This window comes from Actinocorallia aurantiaca (genome assembly GCF_039533685.1).
Lineage (GTDB): Bacteria > Actinomycetota > Actinomycetes > Streptosporangiales > Streptosporangiaceae > Actinocorallia > Actinocorallia aurantiaca.
On the sequence record NZ_BAAATZ010000047.1, the window covers coordinates 1 to 16,201 of the forward strand.

General features: G+C 67.0%; 15 protein-coding genes. 9 read left to right on the top strand and 6 right to left on the bottom strand.

Annotated features, from left to right (window positions below):
• Nucleotides 1–63: 63 nt before the first annotated feature.
• The 4 genes from ABD327_RS36880 to ABD327_RS36895 form a co-directional block, all read right to left on the bottom strand.
• Nucleotides 64–192, bottom strand: a complete 129-nt coding sequence (locus ABD327_RS36880; RefSeq protein ID WP_344458293.1) for a hypothetical protein — start codon at nt 190–192, stop codon at nt 64–66.
• A 142-nt stretch (nt 193–334) separates the two neighbouring features.
• The gene (locus tag ABD327_RS36885) at nt 335–751 is read right to left on the bottom strand and encodes a hypothetical protein (RefSeq protein WP_344458295.1); all 417 of its coding nucleotides are present in this window, start codon (nt 749–751) and stop codon (nt 335–337) included.
• 38 nt (nt 752–789) lie between these two features.
• Nucleotides 790–2,094 carry a hypothetical protein gene (locus ABD327_RS36890; protein ID WP_344458297.1) on the bottom strand — a complete coding sequence of 435 codons (1,305 nt, stop codon included), beginning with the start codon at nt 2,092–2,094 and terminating at the stop codon, nt 790–792.
• Nucleotides 2,095–2,096: 2 nt separating this feature from the next.
• Nucleotides 2,097–2,528 (bottom strand): hypothetical protein, encoded by a 432-nt coding sequence (locus ABD327_RS36895; RefSeq protein WP_344458299.1) that lies wholly within the window; start codon nt 2,526–2,528, stop codon nt 2,097–2,099.
• Between the two features lie 564 nt (nt 2,529–3,092).
• On the opposite strand from ABD327_RS36895, the gene ABD327_RS36900 reads away from it, so the two are divergent.
• The 8 genes from ABD327_RS36900 (at nt 3,093) to ABD327_RS36935 (ending at nt 10,474) form a co-directional block, all read left to right on the top strand.
• On the top strand, nt 3,093–3,905 hold the full coding sequence (locus ABD327_RS36900; RefSeq protein WP_344458301.1) for a CPBP family intramembrane glutamic endopeptidase: 813 nt from the start codon (nt 3,093–3,095) through the stop codon (nt 3,903–3,905).
• Nucleotides 3,906–3,980: 75 nt separating this feature from the next.
• Nucleotides 3,981–4,280, top strand: a complete 300-nt coding sequence (locus ABD327_RS36905) for a hypothetical protein (protein ID WP_344458304.1) — start codon at nt 3,981–3,983, stop codon at nt 4,278–4,280.
• 357 nt (nt 4,281–4,637) lie between these two features.
• Nucleotides 4,638–4,976 carry a carboxymuconolactone decarboxylase family protein gene (locus ABD327_RS36910; protein ID WP_344458307.1) on the top strand — a complete coding sequence of 113 codons (339 nt, stop codon included), beginning with the start codon at nt 4,638–4,640 and terminating at the stop codon, nt 4,974–4,976.
• 23 nt (nt 4,977–4,999) lie between these two features.
• On the top strand, nt 5,000–5,374 hold the full coding sequence (locus ABD327_RS36915) for a DUF2255 family protein (protein WP_344458309.1): 375 nt from the start codon (nt 5,000–5,002) through the stop codon (nt 5,372–5,374).
• A gap of 371 nt (nt 5,375–5,745) precedes the next feature.
• Nucleotides 5,746–6,597, top strand: a complete 852-nt coding sequence (locus ABD327_RS36920) for a formate/nitrite transporter family protein (RefSeq protein WP_344458312.1) — start codon at nt 5,746–5,748, stop codon at nt 6,595–6,597.
• Nucleotides 6,598–6,909: 312 nt separating this feature from the next.
• On the top strand, nt 6,910–8,532 hold the full coding sequence (locus ABD327_RS36925) for an ABC-F family ATP-binding cassette domain-containing protein (RefSeq protein WP_344458315.1): 1,623 nt from the start codon (nt 6,910–6,912) through the stop codon (nt 8,530–8,532).
• Between the two features lie 261 nt (nt 8,533–8,793).
• The gene (locus ABD327_RS36930) at nt 8,794–9,753 is read left to right on the top strand and encodes an NAD(+)/NADH kinase (protein WP_344458317.1); all 960 of its coding nucleotides are present in this window, start codon (nt 8,794–8,796) and stop codon (nt 9,751–9,753) included.
• A 253-nt stretch (nt 9,754–10,006) separates the two neighbouring features.
• A complete protein-coding gene (locus ABD327_RS36935; protein WP_344458319.1) occupies nt 10,007–10,474 on the top strand; it encodes a hypothetical protein in 468 nt (155 codons plus the stop codon).
• Between the two features lie 74 nt (nt 10,475–10,548).
• On the opposite strand, the gene dnaE is transcribed toward ABD327_RS36935, so the two are convergent.
• Together dnaE and ABD327_RS36945 are read right to left on the bottom strand one after the other, a co-directional pair.
• Nucleotides 10,549–14,139, bottom strand: coding sequence for a DNA polymerase III subunit alpha (dnaE, locus tag ABD327_RS36940; RefSeq protein ID WP_344458322.1), 3,591 nt, complete (start codon nt 14,137–14,139; stop codon nt 10,549–10,551).
• 150 nt (nt 14,140–14,289) lie between these two features.
• Entirely contained in the window at nt 14,290–14,844 is a 555-nt protein-coding gene (locus ABD327_RS36945) for a hypothetical protein (protein ID WP_344458325.1), read from the bottom strand.
• A gap of 257 nt (nt 14,845–15,101) precedes the next feature.
• On the opposite strand from ABD327_RS36945, the gene mltG reads away from it, so the two are divergent.
• The gene (mltG, locus tag ABD327_RS36950) at nt 15,102–16,199 is read left to right on the top strand and encodes an endolytic transglycosylase MltG (protein ID WP_344458328.1); all 1,098 of its coding nucleotides are present in this window, start codon (nt 15,102–15,104) and stop codon (nt 16,197–16,199) included.
• Nucleotides 16,200–16,201 lie beyond the last annotated feature (2 nt).

Sequence of the window (16,201 nt, forward strand, 5' to 3'; positions counted from 1 at the left end):
GCACCAGCGGCTCCCACAACTCCCACAGCTCATCGGGCACCAGCCGCAGACCCAGACTCGACATCAGCACGGTTCAGGATCATCGCCGTAGATCACCCGAAAATCCACGTAGGACACGGTCTTAGCAATACCGGAGATGAAATCGTTGAGGCGACTCTGAAGCCTGCCGAGCCGGCTCTGGATCCGGTCCATCAGTTCGTTGTAGTTCGCCTCGGTCTCGGCCGAGGAAACCGAACGCCGACTTGAGCGAGGTGGCACCCTTGAACTCCCGCGCGACGCGCCCCATGCACTCCGACGCCCCGGCCTGGTCGACCCCGCCGAGGTCTCCGGAAGCTCAACCGCAGCGCAGGTCCATGGAACCGCCTTCGCCTACTCGGCTGACCACGAGCCTGACGATGTTCCGGCCCTCGCGGTGTCCCTCGTCGGTGATCGAGGGCATCCTGTAGCCGTCGAGATCCTGGTCGAGGAGAGCATCAATCTTCTTCTCCGCGGCGGAGAAGGGCAGGAAGGTACTGAAGGTCAGGTCCGCGACGAAATAGCAGTAGCCCCCTGCCGCTCCCAGATTGTCGACCCGATGACCGTCCTCGACGACCCGCATCTCACCGTCTGCGGTCAGGGAATTCCCGAGATCTCTGGTGAACTCGGCCGCCTGCCGATTGTGCCGATGATACGGAGAGTATGCGAGTACGCCTATTCCGATCATCATGGCCGCTGTCGAAACGATGATCAGCCGCTTGAGGGGAATGTTCAACGGTCGGCTTTCTGAGGTGAGGGGTCGGGGTGCGGCGCTCATCCCCCTGAAGGGCGCGGGCTCGGTCCCGGTTGCGGAGAGGGGGCATGGGGTTGAGCATAGGGAAGGTTCAGGGAGTCGCCCCGCCCTGAGGAGCCGAGAGAGTCCAACGCGCGCTGCCGGTCCTCAGGACTGAGTCTTTCCCAGTCCTGCTGGACGTCGATCACCGGTGCCACACGATCCCAGTTCTCGGCACGGAGGCGAATATCGTGCTTCCGGTCCTCGGTGGAGTCTCCGTACTGGCGGTTCGCTTCTCGAGTGCCCTCATCGTCGCCGACCGCATACAGGAGGAAGGTCTGCTTATCACTCCACGGCTGTTCTTCGTCCTCGTTCTGAATGTCGGCGAGATACCGTGCGGTGAGGTCGAGAGCGAACTGGGGATCGTCCTCGATCCTCTCGGCGAGCTCCTGGTCGTTGTAGGAGCTGTACGGCCGTCCGTTCGAATCGGCCATCCCGTGTTGTGTGACGATGTCACGCGCGGTCTCGGCCTTCATATGGGAAATGCCCATCGATTTTGTTTCGTCGCGATATTTCTGGTAATTCTTATTGAATTCGTTTCCAAATTTCTCCGTGAGCGTAGAAAAGGGCCCATAGCCGCCGTGGTTCTGATACCACTGCTGTTCCTGCCAGAGGGTCATCAGCATGAGGCGGTCGGAGATGCCGTGCCGACGCGCCAGCTGCCGGGCGAGCTCCACCAGTCCCGGCGGCAGGTTCACGGGGTGGTCGCCGAAGTTCGCGAGCGTGTCAGCCAGTGACTTGGCGAGGTCGGTGCGCCCTTCGAGGTTGTCGGCGCCGAGGCGGGACAGGCCGCCGGCCAGTCTCTCGTCTGCGGTGGTGGCGAGCCGTACGGCTTCCTCGAACCGGTCATGGATTTTGGAGGCTTGCTGCCTGAGCTGTATCGACTCCACCATGTGCGCGGGATCGAGGGCGTCCTCCGCCCGGGGTTCGGGGAAGTGAAGGGCACCGTCGTCCCCTATCCGCAGGCGGATCGCAGAGGCGTCGGAGAGGGCGTCCTTCAACCGTTGTTTGGCGGCTCGCAGCTCGTCGTATCCGCCCCGCATGAAGCCCGCGACGCTTCCCGCCTGCGCCGCCGCCAGTTCCAGTCGGGTCGCCGGCCTGGAGATCTCCTTCCTGGCGGCGTCCGCGGCCAACCCTTTCCAGCCGGCTTCGTCCGTCTTGGCGACGACGTTGGTGTCGTACTGTTTCTGGGCGTCTTTGAGGGCTTGGGCGAACCTCTCCCACACTCCGGCCGTGGTAGCGAGCGGCTCCAGGTCCACATCACGCAACTGGGCGAAGGTCACCATCGTCAGCCGCCGACCTTCCAGATGGCATTGATGGCCCTGACGCTGTCGCTCTCGCTCTTCCTGTACGCCCTCACGGTTCTGGTGAACTTCGGGGACAGCGCTTCCACTGAGTCGCTGAGGACTTTGAGTGAGCCGTTCCACTCGCCTGCCATCTTGTCCATGGCGGGCCCCGACAGAAACCCGTCAAGTGCCCTGCTCGCGGTGTCCGCGGTGCGGATCGGCTTCGGCAGCTTCTCGCGAACCGATGATGAGACGTCCTCTGCGGCCTGGGCCGCCTGGTTCAAGCTGTCCAGGTCCGAGAAACTCACCTCGCCGGCCCCCCCGATACCGCTTGGCGGGCGAACGGGAGCCAGAGGAGGGTGGCCGGGCCGGGGAGAGGGTGCCGGGCTCGGGTCTCCGTTGAGCAGCCTTTCGAACAAGGTGTCACCACTCATACGGGCGTCTCTCCTCACAGGAGCAGGGGAAAAGCATCATCATGGCGATCATCAGCGAGAGCCGTCTTCTTTCCTTTTCCTTCCTGCTCAGCGAACAAGTCGCTTATCCGACAGGGGACACCACTCTGAGTTTCGTTCCGCTTCTTCCTGGAGAGTGAAAAGAATTCACTCGGCATCTCTGACTCTTCACGTGAGGTTGGCCGCTACCGGCCGCGCGAGCGCCCCTTCACCGAAGTCGTGTAGCAGCGCGGTACATCCCGGAGTGGAGGTCCTCGTCCTGGCCGAGCGGGTACGCGCGGCCCGCGGCGCCGATCGCGGGGCGCTGGTGGACTTCTCGGTCACCGACGTCTCCGCCTGACCTCCCATCGGATTTCGAGGGCAGCGGAAGACGGAGCGGTGACGCGTCGTGGTGAAATCCGGGATTCGTCGGCGGTATCCGCTAGGCACAATTTCCGCTCGGCACGTGCGTGCGCGGTGAATACCGCCCGGTTGTCCGCCGGATTCGTCTCGCCGCCCTGCTTGCGGGGCGGCTATTACGGTGAGGGCGTGCGCGAAGAAGCAAAGATGTCCTCGCAAGGTTCGGGTGGGCGCTCGGTGGCGGTGTTCGTGGCGCTGGTCGTCGCCATGAGCGTGGTGTTCTACCTGGCGGGGCCTTTGCTGGGTGCGCTGGCGGGGACGGGGGACGGCACGCTGCCCGCCAGCGCGTTGATGTTCGTCTGCCCTGGGCTGGCTGCGGCGTTCCTGGTCTACCGGCGTGTGGGAGCGCGCGGGCTGCGGCAGTGGCTCGGCTCCACGCTCGCTCTCAGGGCGGGCGGCGGGGCGGCCTGGTATGCGGTCGCGGTGCTGCTGATGCCGCTGATCGTCGTCACGGCCCACCTGCTCTCCCCACAGGGCGGACCGGCCGCACCGGACTCTGTCCAATGGTCTCTGCTGGTGCCGCTGGCCGTCGTCTACCTGGTGAGCGCGACGGGGGAGGAACTGGGCTGGACGGGCTACGCCACAGCGTCTCTGCAACGGCGTTACGGCGTCTGGGGTGCCGGGGTCCTCTTGGGGGTCGTCTGGGCCGTGTGGCACATCATTCCGTACTGGCAGGCGGGCCACGGGCCGTCCTGGATTCTCTGGCAGTGCCTCTTCACAGTCGGATTCCGGATCCTTCTGGTGGGGTCGTACGACCGCGCGGGTGCGAGCGTGCCGGTGGTCATCGTGTGTCACGCCTCCTACAACGTCGCCTGGTCGCTGCTGACGGGTTCCGGCGCGCACTACGATCCGGCGGCCACCGCGCTGCTCACCCTCGTCCTCGCCGGCCTGCTGGTCGTCATCTCCAAGGCCGTGCGGCCTTTCCGGTCTCTGAGGAACCGGTTCGCCTCCGGGGATTAGGCTTTCCACGCTCTGCTCGCGTAGGCGGGCAGGTCTTCGCGTGGTTCCGCGCGGTGTGGAAGGGGAGGCGGGCACGTGGAGATCCGAAGGGCGCAGGGACGTACCGTTCGGATGGCCGCGGGGCTCGGCGCCGTCGCGGCCGCGGTGGTGACGGTCGTGTTCGCGACGATCGGCGACGGTGTCGGCGACGAGGCGCCGGGGCTGCGCGGTGCCGTCCTCGAGTACGGGCACACCGCGGTCTGGGGTCTGCTCACGGCGGCGCTCGCCGTCACCGCCGCCGACCGAGGTCCTCGGTGGCTGCCGCGCACGATCGGTTACGCGAGCCTCGCCGTGTACGCGGGCTTCCTGGCCGCCCTCGTCTTCGGAGGGAAGTAGCCGGTCCGGCGGGCCGGGCTCGCACCTCGGAGCGGGCCCTGCCCTTCCCGGGGTGCCGCAGGCGTCGTGAGAGCGTCGCCCTGGTGGGCGTCCTCCGGGCGGGAACGAGTGGGCTTCGCTGAAGCGGACCCCTCACGCCATGCAGATTTGTCGCGATACGTCGGGCTCGGATCGGATCCCCCGCCAGACTTGTTCGAATCTTTGCGGCATACCCGGCAGCCCTTAACCCAGATCCGGCAATACGAAAGAACAGCCAGAAATCGACCGACCGCAGAAGAGAAATCACGACATGTGACGATTCCAAGAGGAATGGCTCTCCGGCGGTCGGTCCGGGAGCCGGCGCACGAGGAGGACGGAATGCCCGAGCCCAGCGCGGCGCAGAAGGCCATCGGCGATTTCGCGCCGAAGCTGGTCCAGCTCACCGACGACGTGCTGTTCGGGGACGTGTGGGCGCGGCCCGGCCTGTCTCGGCGGGACAGGAGCCTCGTCACGGTCTCGGCGCTGATCGCCCTCTACCGCACCGACCAGCTCCGCTTCCACCTGCGCCATGCCCTGGACAACGGGCTCACCAAGGACGAACTGGTCGAAGCCGTCGTCCATCTGGCCTTCTACACCGGCTGGCCCAACGCCATGAACGCGATCTCCCTGCTGAAGGAGCTCGTCGAGGGTTCCGGCCAGACCGAGTCACGCACCTGAACAACGACGAAGGAGCCGAACCGATGGCCGCTTGGACAGACGACGAACTCACCAGGATCGGCGACGCGGAGGAACTGCGACTCCAGTCCTCCCGCCGCGACGGCACGCTGCGCGACCCGGTGACCATGTGGGTGGTCCGCAACGGCGACGACCTGTACGTCCGCTGCATGAACGGCCCGGACGGCGCCTGGTACCGAGGCGCCGAGACCCGCCACGAGGGCCACGTCTCGGCCGACGGCGTGGAGAAGGACGTGGTCTTCGCCGACGCCGACCACGCCTTGGACGGGCAGATCGACGACGTCTACCGCGCCAAGTACCGCCGGTACAGCAAGGACATCGTCGACGGCGTCGTCAATCCCGCATCCCGGGTCGCCACCATCAAACTCGTTCCGCGCTGACCCGACGACGACCGTGGGGCTCGCCCTGTATGCGACCCGCACCCGCAGGCCTTCCATCCACGCCGCCGACCGGCGGCGGATCGTCACTATGACGGGCGGATGTTCGAGTCCGCTCCTTCTCCCGAGAATGCGATCGCCCCGCAAGTGGCCCGGGACGACGTCGAGAAGGACGTGATCTTTGTAGGCGCGGCGCCGTCGGCGGTCTCACCGGAGGCTCGCCGACCGCGTGAAACCTACGTGACTCAATGCTCCCGGCCGCGTCACACAACGGAAATCTTCGGTGTCCAGACTCGCCGTGAAATGCGTAGTCACCGCATGCCGGTGCGCGTCCGCGGAGCCCTGCGGGGCTCCCACGGCTGAGGAGTGACCTCGTGTCCTATGTGAGTCCGCCCGAGTTCGTGCAGAAGATGATCGACGCAGGTGAGAGCAAAGCCTTCATGTCGACCCGAGATACGATGATCCGCGCGTACATGGCCGGTGCGGTTCTCGCGCTGTCCGCGGCGTTCGCGGTCACGGTCACCGTGCAGACGGGCGAGGCGCTGCTCGGCGCGGTGCTCTTCCCGGTCGGGTTCTGCCTGCTGTACCTGCTGGGATTCGACCTTCTGACCGGTGTCTTCACCCTCGTCCCCCTCGCGTTGATCGACAGGCGGCCCGGTGTCACGCCGCGGTCGGTCCTGCGCAACTGGGGGCTGGTCTTCACCGGCAACTTCGCCGGGGCGCTCACCGTCGCGGTCATGATGGCCGTGATCTTCACCGTCGGGTTCTCCATGGAACCGAACGAGATCGGCCGGCAGATCGGCTCGATCGGCGAGGGCCGGACGGTCGGGTACGCCGAGCACGGCGCCGCCGGGATGCTGACCCTGTTCGTCCGGGCGGTCCTGTGCAACTGGATGGTCTCCACCGGCGTCGTCGCCGCGATGATGTCGACGTCCGTCTCGGGCAAGGTGATCGCCATGTGGATGCCCGTCATGCTCTTCTTCTACATGGGCTTCGAGCACTCGATCTTGAACATGTACCTGTTCCCGTCCGGCCTGATGCTCGGCGGCGACTTCTCGATCATGGACTACCTCGTGTGGAACGAGCTCCCGACCGTGGCCGGCAACCTCGTCGGCGGCCTGACGTTCGTGGGGCTCACGCTGTACGCGACGCACGCCCGCACCGCTGGGAGCTTGGACCGCCCGACCCCCCAGAAGATCGACGCACCGGTCAAAGTAGACGCGTAACACGCTCACAGGCCTCCCGTCCGCGCCGCCGATCGTGATCGACGGCGCGGACGCCGGAGAATTCGAGACCAGGAGAGCCGGGACCGGCCGAGGGATATTCCGTGGCGGCTCCTGGAGGTCGTTCGGTAGCCTGGTGACATGCAATACCTCTTCTTCCTCTGAGGATGACGACGTCGGCCGCTGATGCTGACCCGGTTCTGCCCTGATCGACGGGCCCGGGCGCGGCCGGACGTTCCTGACGTCGTCTCTCACCTTTCACGGGCCTCCCCACCCCACGTCGGTGCGCGCGGGGGCCCGGTCCTCGGAGGAAGCATGTCCATCGGCATTTCCCTGCCCACCCGTGCGCGGGCCCATCTCAACGCCACCGACGTGTGCCTCGCCCGCGGCGGCCGGCCCGTCCTGACCGGCGTGAGCCTCACCATCTCCCCCGGCGACCGCCTGGGCGTGGTCGGCGAGAACGGCCGCGGCAAGACCACGCTGCTGCAGGTGCTCGCCGGAACCCTGCCGCCCGACTCCGGCTCCGTCCACCGGGTCGGCACCATCGGCATCGCCGACCAGGAGATGCCGGTCGGCGACGACCGCACGGTCGGCGACCTGATCGACGTCGAGCTCGCGCAGGCGCGGGCCGTGCTCCGCGCGTTCGAGGCGGCGACGCTCGCCCTCACCGAGGGACGCCCCGGCGCCGAGCGGGACTACGACACGGCGCTCGCGGCCGCGGAGTCCACCGGCGCCTGGGACGCCGACCGCCGCGTCGACATCTCACTCGCCGCCCTCGGCGCGGTCACAGACCGGGACCGTCCGCTGAGGGCCCTGTCCGTCGGGCAGCGTTACCGGGTCCGGCTCGCCTGCCTGCTGGGCGCCGGGCACGACCTGCTGCTCCTGGACGAGCCGACCAACCATCTCGACGCGAGCGGCCTCGACCATCTGACCGTCCGGCTGCGTGAGCACCCGGGCGGGGTCGTGCTGATCAGCCACGACCGCGCCCTGCTGGCGGACGTCGTCACGTCCGTGCTCGACCTCGACCCGACCAGCGACGGGCTCCCCCGCACCTACGGCGGCGGATACACCGGATACCGCGAAGGCCGCCGCGCCGAGCGGGAACGCTGGGAGACCGCGTACCGCGACCAGCAGAACGAACGCCAACGCCTCGCGCAGGACCTGTCCGCCGCCCAGAACCGCCTGTCCACAGGGTGGCGGCCGGACAAGGGAACCGGCAAACACACCCGCGCCACCCGTGCCCCCGCACTGGTACGGGCCGTCCACCGGCGGCAGGAGGACCTGGAAGCCCACGTACTCGATGTCCCCGAACCCCCGCTGCGCTTCCAGATGCCGCCGCTGGAAGCACCGCGGGGAGTCACGCTCCTGCGGGCCGACGAGGTCAGGGTGGACGGCAGGCTCGAAACTCCCCGATCCGTTCACCTGCGTTCGGGGGACCGCCTCGTGGTGGCAGGCCCCAACGGCTCCGGCAAGTCGACCCTCCTGGCCGTGCTCGCACAGACCCTGACACCCGATTCGGGGACCGTGCAGCTCAAGCGGGGCGTCCGTATCGGCCTGCTGGCACAGGAGTCGTCGTCTCCGTCACGACGGCGGGCCTTCGAGGTCTACGACGCCGCCGTGGGCCGCCTCATCAGCTCCGGCGCCCTCGCCGAAGGCGACCGGATCGGCCTCGCCCGACTCGGCCTGCTGCCTTCCGAGGCCGCGCACCTCCCGGTGAACGAGCTGTCGATCGGCCAGCGGCGCCGACTCGACCTGGCCCTCCTGCTGGCCGCCCGGCCCCAGGTCATCCTGCTCGACGAGCCGACGAACCACGTGTCCATGTCCTTGGTCGAAGAACTCACCCAGGCCCTGGCCGCCACGGACGCGGCGGTGGTCCTGGCCACCCACGACCGCCAGCTGCTCCGCGACACCGCCGCCTGGCCGCACCTGCAGGTCTGACCGCGGCCGGTCGGGAACGACCGGAGGCCTCGGGGAAGGAAGCCGTCTACCTGGAGGAGAACCACTTCCGCCCGCAGCCTGTCGTTCGCGCCCGCTTCTCGTGTCGGTCATCCGACTGTGACATTCAAACGGAGCCCATGACGACGTGCTCCTCACGTCCATGGTCGAGCCATGTCTCCGCAGGTGGCGGAGGCATGGCTCGACCGGTGGTGGTTAGGGTGGGGTATGGCGTCCGGGCATCGGGGGAGCACGGTCGGTCTGGTGCTTCATCCGACGAAGCCGGTGGACCGGTCGGTCGAGACGATCATCGAGTTCGTGCGCGGTCGCGCCGTGCGGGTGCTGGCACGTGAGATCGACCGGGACCGGGTGCCGGGAGGGGTCGGCCTCGTGTCCGATCGTGCGTTCGTGGCCGGTGTGGACGTCGTCGTGGCGTTGGGGGGCGACGGCACGATGCTGGGCGCTATGCGGTTGATGGTCGACCGGCCCGTTCCGGTTCTGGGGGTCAACTACGGAAATCTCGGTTTCCTCGTCGAGGTGACCCCGGATCGGCTGCCCTTGGCGCTGGCGCGGCTCACCGCCGGCGACTTCACCATCGAGCAGCACGGATGCCTGGAGGTGGACGCCGCGGGCGCCGAGATCGGAACTCGGTTCGGTTTCAATGACGTGGTGTTGGGCCGGCCGGACCGCATCGGGGCGGTTTCCGTTGATCTGGTGGTCAACGACCTGCGGTACGGCTATTACCGGAGTGACGCAGTGGTCGTCTCGACGCCGACCGGCTCCACCGCCTACAACTACGCGGCGGGCGGCCCGATCCTGTCGCCCTCCTCCGACGCCGTCGTCATCACCCCGGTCGCTCCCATGTCCGGCATCAGCCGGCCGGTCGTGCTGGGAGCGCAGGACCGGGTCCGCTTCACCGTGGCGGCGGACAGCGTGTCCGTCGTGGTCGACGTCGACGGGGCCCCGGTCGGCGAGCTCGGACACGGCGACCTGCTGACCGCCGCGATGCGCCTGGAGGCGGCGCAGGTCGTGCGGTTCTCGACGGAGGAGCACGCCAGCCGGAACAGGATCAAGTTGAGCCTGCTCGACCTGCCCCTGCGCCCGGACCAGCTGCTGGAGCTGATCCCGCCGGAGCTGCGCCGTGACGCCGAGTCGTTCCGGGACGGCGAACCGGACCCGGCGCCGGGGAGCGGCGACATGGCCGAGGGCGATACCCGGGACTGATTCCCCGCCTTTGCTCTGTTCTTCACATTCTGTTTTCACCGTCCCGTGTGAAATTAACCGATACATCCCACGCGGGACAGCAAAAGGCGAACCTCGGCACCGAAGTCACGTTTTCCACGTGACACTTTGTAGACAGATTCCTTACCCATCCGCCTATCTCTCGAAATTCGCCTTTCTCGGAACTACCCTGAACCCGTTAGCGCGCCCGCGCGCTATCGCGGGCGCGTCCGTCCCCAACGGAGGAGCCCAACACATGGAAACGTCGAAACACGTGGGCGGACGCAGGGGCCGCCGCGAGGAGACCCCGAGCCTGTTCCGTCGGTTCGAAGAACGCTCCGACGGCGCGCTCGTCTTCACCTCGGCGGCCCCCAGATCCTGGATCAAGTGCAAGTACCAGAACGAGGAGCTCATGTACCGGGCACTCACACGGCTCTCCGAGGCGGCGCCCCTGTGGAGGCTGCGAGGCGGCGACATACACGGACGCCTCCACGACTGGCTGATGACGACGTTCGGACTGCGGTACTCCCCCATCGACAAAGGCCTGAAGATCAAGGGACTGGACAAGTTCGAGTTCGGAGAACACCAGTACAGCCGGGTCCACCACATCAAACTGGAAGACCACGTGGCCCCGTCGCGGGTCGGGAGGATCTATTTCGCCCTCGACACCCGTGACCGCCGCTGGATAGTCGACCACGTGGGCCTGAAGCTCTACGACCTGTAGCCCTCGGGTCGGTCAACGCCCCCGGCACCCGCACGGTGCCGGGGGCTCGCCGTTTCCCCCGCGTCAGGAAGCGGTCACTGCTCGACCAGGGCCGTCGGGCCGAGGAGGACCTTGAGGTCGCCGGCGAAGGCGCCGTTGCGCAGGTCGACCTTGTAGTCGGGGAGGTTGAGGAGGACCTTCCGGCGGTTGAGCTTCTCCAGCAGGATGTGGACGGGGGTGTCGCCGCGGTGGGTGCGGAACATCTGCTTCAGCTCGGCGACGAGGGCCCGGTCGACCCGGTCCTCGCGCAGCGCGATGGTGATGGGTTCGCGGCCGCCGTCCTGCGGGACGTTGGAGATGTCGAGGAACTCGATGGCGACGGCGTTGAAGCTGACGCTGGACTCCTCGCCGTTGTCCCGGATCCGGATCTTGCCGGCGACGGAGACGACGAGGTCGGGCGCCAGGTTGTCGCCGTACAGCTGGTAGGTGGCGGGGAAGCAGGGCACCTCGATCGAGCCGTCATGGTCCTCGATCTTGAGGATCGACCAGACGTTGCCCTGCTTGGTGACCTTCTTGTCGACGCCGGAGATGATCCCGGCGATCCTGATCTCGCCGCGTTCGCGGTCGGCGTCGCCGTTGAGGATCTGGGCGATGCTGTAGTCGCGGTTGCGTTCCAGGACGCGTTCGGCCCCGTTGAGGGGGTGATCGGACACGTACAGGCCGAGCATCTCCCGCTCGAACGCGAGCTTGACCTTCTTGTCCCATTCCATGGGCGGCACCACGACGGTGAAGGCGTCGTCGCCCGCGTCGGTGTCCTCGAAGGCGCCGAACAGGGAGTCCTGCCCCATCGCCTCCTTCTTCTTGACGTCGATGACCGAGTCGATGGCCTGCTCGTGGATCTGGTGCAGCCCGAAGCGGGGGTGCTCGAGGCCGTCGAACGCGCCCGCCTTGATGAGGGACTCGATGGTCCTCTTGTTGCAGACCACCGCCGGGACCTTGGTGAGGAAGTCGTTGAAGTCGTTGAACTTCCCGTGCTCCTCGCGGGCGGAGATGATCCCGTGGATGGGGCCCTCGCCGACGTTCTGGACGGCGCCGAGACCGAAGCGCACGTCGTCTCCGACGGCGGCGAAACGCAGGTTCGACTCGTTGACGCAGGGCGGCAGGACGCGGATCTTCATGCGGCGGCACTCGGCGAGGTAGATCGCCATGCGGTCCTTGTTGTTGCCGACCGAGGTGAGCAGCGCCGCCATGTACTCGGCGGGGTAGTTGGCCTTGAGATAGGCGGTCCAGTAGGAGACGAGCCCGTATCCGGCGGTGTGCGACTTGTTGAAGCCGTAGGAGCTGAACGGTTCCAGCACGTCCCAGACGGCCTTGGCCATCTCTTCGGTGTAACCGTTGTCGACCATTCCGGAGGAGAACGTGGCCCACTGCTTGTCCATCTCCTCCTTCTTCTTCTTGCCCATCGCGCGACGGAGGATGTCGGCGCCGCCGAGCGTGTAGCCCGCCAGCTGCTGCGCGATGGCCATGACCTGCTCCTGGTAGACGACCAGGTGGAAGGTCGTGCCGAGGATCGGCTCCAGGGCGTCCTTCAGGTCCGGGTGGATCGGCGTGATCGCCTGCTTGCCCTCCTTGCGCAGGGCGTAGTTGACGTGCGCGTTGGCGCCCATCGGGCCGGGGCGGCCGAGCGCGAGGATCGACGAGATGTCCTCGAACCGGGTCGGGGCGATGAGCTTGGTGAGGTCCCTCATCATCGTCGAGTCGAGCTGGAAGACCCCCAGCGTCTCGCCGCGGGCGAGCACCTCGTAGGTCTTCTTGTCGTCCAGACCGAGCTTGAGCATGTCGAGCTCGACCCCGCGGTTGAGTTTGACGTTCTCGACCGCGTCGCCCAGGACCGTCAGGTTGCGCAGGCCCAGGAAGTCCATCTTGAGCGCGCCCATGTCCTCCGAGCTGGGCCCGTCGAAACCGGTGATGCGGGCGCCGTCGTCGGGCCGCTGGAAGATCGGCATGACGTCGACCAGCGGCTGGGACGACAGGATGACGCCGGCGGCGTGCACGCCGGTGCCGCGGGTCAGTCCCTCCAGGCCGAGGGCCGTGTCGATGACCTTCTTGACGTCCGGATCTTCCTCGTAGAGCCTGCGCAGCTCCGTCGCCTCGGCGTACCGGGCGTGGTTGGGGTCGAAGATGCCGGTGAGCGGGATCTCCTTGCCCATGACGGCGGGCGGGAACGCCTTGGTGATCTTCTCCCCGACGGCGAAGGGGTAACCGAGGACGCGTCCGGCGTCCTTCACGGCGGCCTTCGACTTGATCGTCATGTAGGTGATGATCAGGCTGACGTTGTCCTCGCCGTACTTCTCGGTGACATAGCGGATCATGTCACCGCGCCGGCGCTCGTCGAAGTCCAGGTCGACGTCGGGCATCGAGATGCGTTCGGGGTTCAGGAACCGCTCGAACAGCAGGCTGTGCTCGATCGGGTCGAGCTCGGTGATCCCCGTGACGTAGGCGACCATGGAGCCGGTGGCCGACCCGCGGCCGGGCCCGACCCAGATGCCGCTGTCCCGGGCGTACTTGCAGATGTCGGCGACGACGAGGAAGTAGCCGGGGAAGCCCATCTCCTCGATGACCGACAGCTCGTACTCGATGCGCTCCTGCACCTCGGCGGGCACCGGCTCGCCGTACCGCTGGACCGCCCCCCTCCGGCACTCCTTGCGCAGCCACGTCATCTCGGTCTCCCCCTCGGGGACCGGGAACTTGGCGGCGAGGTCGCGGTGGGCGAAGACCTCGTCGTAGGACTCGACGCGCTCGGCGATCAGGAGGGTGTTGTCGCAGCCCTCCTTCCACAGCGCGTCGTGGTCGAGTTCGCGCATCTCCTCGGCGGAGCGGATGTAGTAGCCCTGGCCGCTGAACCGGAACCGGTCGGGGTTGGCGATCTGGGAGTTGGTGCCGACGCACAGCAGCGCGTCGTGCGCGGAGGCCTGGTCCTCGGTGACGTAGTGGGAGTCGTTGGTGACCAGCGGCGGGATGCCGAGCTTCTTGCCGATCTCCAGCAGCTGGGAGCGGACGGCGGTCTCGATCGCGATGCCGCCGTGGTCCATCAGCTCCAGGAAGTAGTTCTCCTTGCCGAAGATCTCCTGGTACTTGGCGGCGTGCTCCAGCGCCTTGTCGAACTGCCCGAGCCGCAACCGGGTCTGGACCGCGCCGGAGGGGCAGCCGGTGGTGGCGATGATCCCCTCGTGGTATTCGTCGAACAGCTCGTCGTCCATGCGGGCGTACTTCTTCATGTGGCCCTCGAGGGACGCCAGCGAGCTGATCTTGAAGAGGTTCCGCAGCCCCTGGGCGTTGTAGGCCCACATGGTCTTGTGCAGGTAGGTGCCGCTCGCCGACACGTCGCCGCCGAGGCCGGTCTGCTCGTTGAACTTGCGCTGGTGCGGCTCGCCCCAGAAGACGGCCTTCTTGTGGAAGCGGGACGCCGGGCTGACATAGCCCTCGATGCCGATGATCGGCTTGATCCCCGCGCCCTTGATCTTCTTGTGGAACTCGTACGACCCGAACATGTTCCCGTGGTCGGACATCGCGATCGCCGGCATCTCCAGCTGCGACACCCGATCGGCCATCTTCCCGATCTTCGCCGCACCGTCCAGCATCGAGTACTCGGTGTGAACATGCAGGTGAACGAACGAATCAGCCACAGCAGATCTCGGCCTTCCGGAGTCAAGCGAGCGGTGTCCCAACTCTACCGAGACACCGCACCGGCCACCCCCCGTCACACGAGACGGGGCTTGATCATCAGGGTCCGGCCTCTGCCGTGCCCGGTCGCGGTGAAGACCGAAACCGGACGGTCAGCGGGCCAGGGCCTGGGAGACCTTCGCCGCCGTCTTCTCCGCGAACCGCCGGCTCTCCTTCTCGTTCGCTCCGGTGAAACGGAAGATCACCTCGGCCTGGTACACGCCGCGTCCGACGCTCAACCGGTCGACGACCTTCGCCGGCTGAAAGCACGCCACGTCCTTGATGTCGGGAAGGCGTTCGCACTCCTTCTTCTCCATCCTCTTCAAGATCTCCTCGTAGGCCGTCTCGCCCTCCTTCACCGGGGGAATGGCGCTCACCCTGACGGTGAGTGAGGAGACCCCGCCCTCTTCGGGCTCCGTCCACTTCTCGCAGGAAACGCTGTGGTCGTTCTCCGACCGGTCCTTCATCGCGAGCGCGTTCCCCTCCAGAAGCCGGAGTCCCGGTTCGTCCACCAGCTCGCAGGCGTCGGGAAATGAGACCGGCGTGCTCTCCTTCGTCAACGACTCCTGGAACTCATCGAGGCCGTTCAAGCCGGGCTGGGCCGGGGACTCCGACGAACACCCCGCCACCAGCGCCGCGGCCAAAAGGAAACCCGCAGTCCATCTCATGTCGCCTGCTTCCGGGGGAAGAAAAGGATCAGGTGATTATGGGAGGTCCTGAAAAGAACGTCCACCCTCGGAGGACGGGGCGCAGAAACAGCACGCACGCTTCGGGCAAAGACTCGCCCGTGAAGCGGTGACCGGAGCGGAGGACGGGGAGGGTGACCGAGAGCATCGTTTTCCATGCTCTGGACTCCGGCCCCACCGGGCGGTCGCACGGCGGCCGCGGCCTCACCGGGGGCTGAGCGGACCGATCAGGAGAAGCGATGGTCGTCGACCCGGGACTGTGGCAAGAAGAAGAGCCCTCCCGCCGCAAGCGCAAAGGGCGGCGCGGCGGACTGGCCGTCATGGTCTCACTGCTCTTCCTCCTCGCGGTGATCGGCGGGGGCGGCTATTTCGGATACAGCAAACTGCGGGGGCACATGCCCGCTCCGGACTACTCCGGGCAGGGCGCGGAAGTCGTCACCGTCGAGGTGGTGAAGGGCGACTCCACCGCGGCGGTGGGGCGGAGGCTGCGGGAAGCGGGGGTCGTCAAGTCCGTCGACGCGTTCACCATCGCGGCGGGTGAGAAGCTCCGGACGCTTCAGCCCGGGTTCTACCGGGTGAGGAAGCGGATGTCGTCGGAGAAGGCCGTCGCGGCTCTGCTCGATCCGAAGTCCCGGATCGGTGTCGTGCACGTTCCCGAAGGCCGGTGGGCTTCGGAGATCTACGCGCAGTTGTCGGAGGCGACGGATATCCCGGTCAAGGAGTTCGAGAAGGTCGATCCCGCTTCACTCGGCCTTCCGGAATTCGCGGGAGGCAAGGTGGAGGGGTACCTCTTCCCCGGACGCTACGACCTTCCGCCGGACGCCACCGCCGGTCAACTGCTCGGCATGATGGTCGAGCGGTTCAAATGGGAGACGCAGAAGGTCGACTTCACCAAAGGGAAGGCGCTGGGGCTCGATCCGGCCGAGGTCGTCACCGTCGCCAGTCTGATCGACGCGGAGGCGGGGCGGCCCGAGGACCGCCGGATGATCTCGCGGGTCGTCCACAATCGGTTGAAGATCGGCATGCCGCTCCAGTTCGATCCGTCCGTGCTGTACGCCCGGCAGAAGCGCACCATCGACGTGCGAGAACGGCACCAGGAAATCGACTCGCCCTACAACCTCTACCGGCACAAGGGGCTGCCGCCGGGGCCGATCTCCAATCCCGGGCTCGCCGCCATCGAGGCCGCCATGAACCCGGCCGACGGGAAGTGGCTCTACTTCGTCACCGTGAATCCGACCGAACGCCGCACCGAATTCGCGTCGTCCTACAACGAGTTCCTGAAGCTCAAGGCGAAGTTCGACCGGTGGCTGCGGGAGAACCCCCAACCGCAGAACTGACG

What these genes read in the sequence shown, in the direction of transcription:
- ABD327_RS36935 (WP_344458319.1), top strand. Translation starts at nt 10,007, where the DNA reads ATGGAAACGTCGAAACACGTGGGCGGACGCAGGGGCCGCCGCGAGGAG.
- mltG (WP_344458328.1), top strand. Translation starts at nt 15,102, where the DNA reads ATGGTCGTCGACCCGGGACTGTGGCAAGAAGAAGAGCCCTCCCGCCGC.
- ABD327_RS36915 (WP_344458309.1), top strand. Translation starts at nt 5,000, where the DNA reads ATGGCCGCTTGGACAGACGACGAACTCACCAGGATCGGCGACGCGGAG.
- ABD327_RS36900 (WP_344458301.1), top strand. Translation starts at nt 3,093, where the DNA reads ATGTCCTCGCAAGGTTCGGGTGGGCGCTCGGTGGCGGTGTTCGTGGCG.
- ABD327_RS36880 (WP_344458293.1), bottom strand. Translation starts at nt 192, where the DNA reads ATGGACCGGATCCAGAGCCGGCTCGGCAGGCTTCAGAGTCGCCTCAAC.
- ABD327_RS36890 (WP_344458297.1), bottom strand. Translation starts at nt 2,094, where the DNA reads ATGGTGACCTTCGCCCAGTTGCGTGATGTGGACCTGGAGCCGCTCGCT.
- ABD327_RS36925 (WP_344458315.1), top strand. Translation starts at nt 6,910, where the DNA reads ATGTCCATCGGCATTTCCCTGCCCACCCGTGCGCGGGCCCATCTCAAC.
- ABD327_RS36910 (WP_344458307.1), top strand. Translation starts at nt 4,638, where the DNA reads ATGCCCGAGCCCAGCGCGGCGCAGAAGGCCATCGGCGATTTCGCGCCG.
- ABD327_RS36895 (WP_344458299.1), bottom strand. Translation starts at nt 2,528, where the DNA reads ATGAGTGGTGACACCTTGTTCGAAAGGCTGCTCAACGGAGACCCGAGC.
- ABD327_RS36945 (WP_344458325.1), bottom strand. Translation starts at nt 14,844, where the DNA reads ATGAGATGGACTGCGGGTTTCCTTTTGGCCGCGGCGCTGGTGGCGGGG.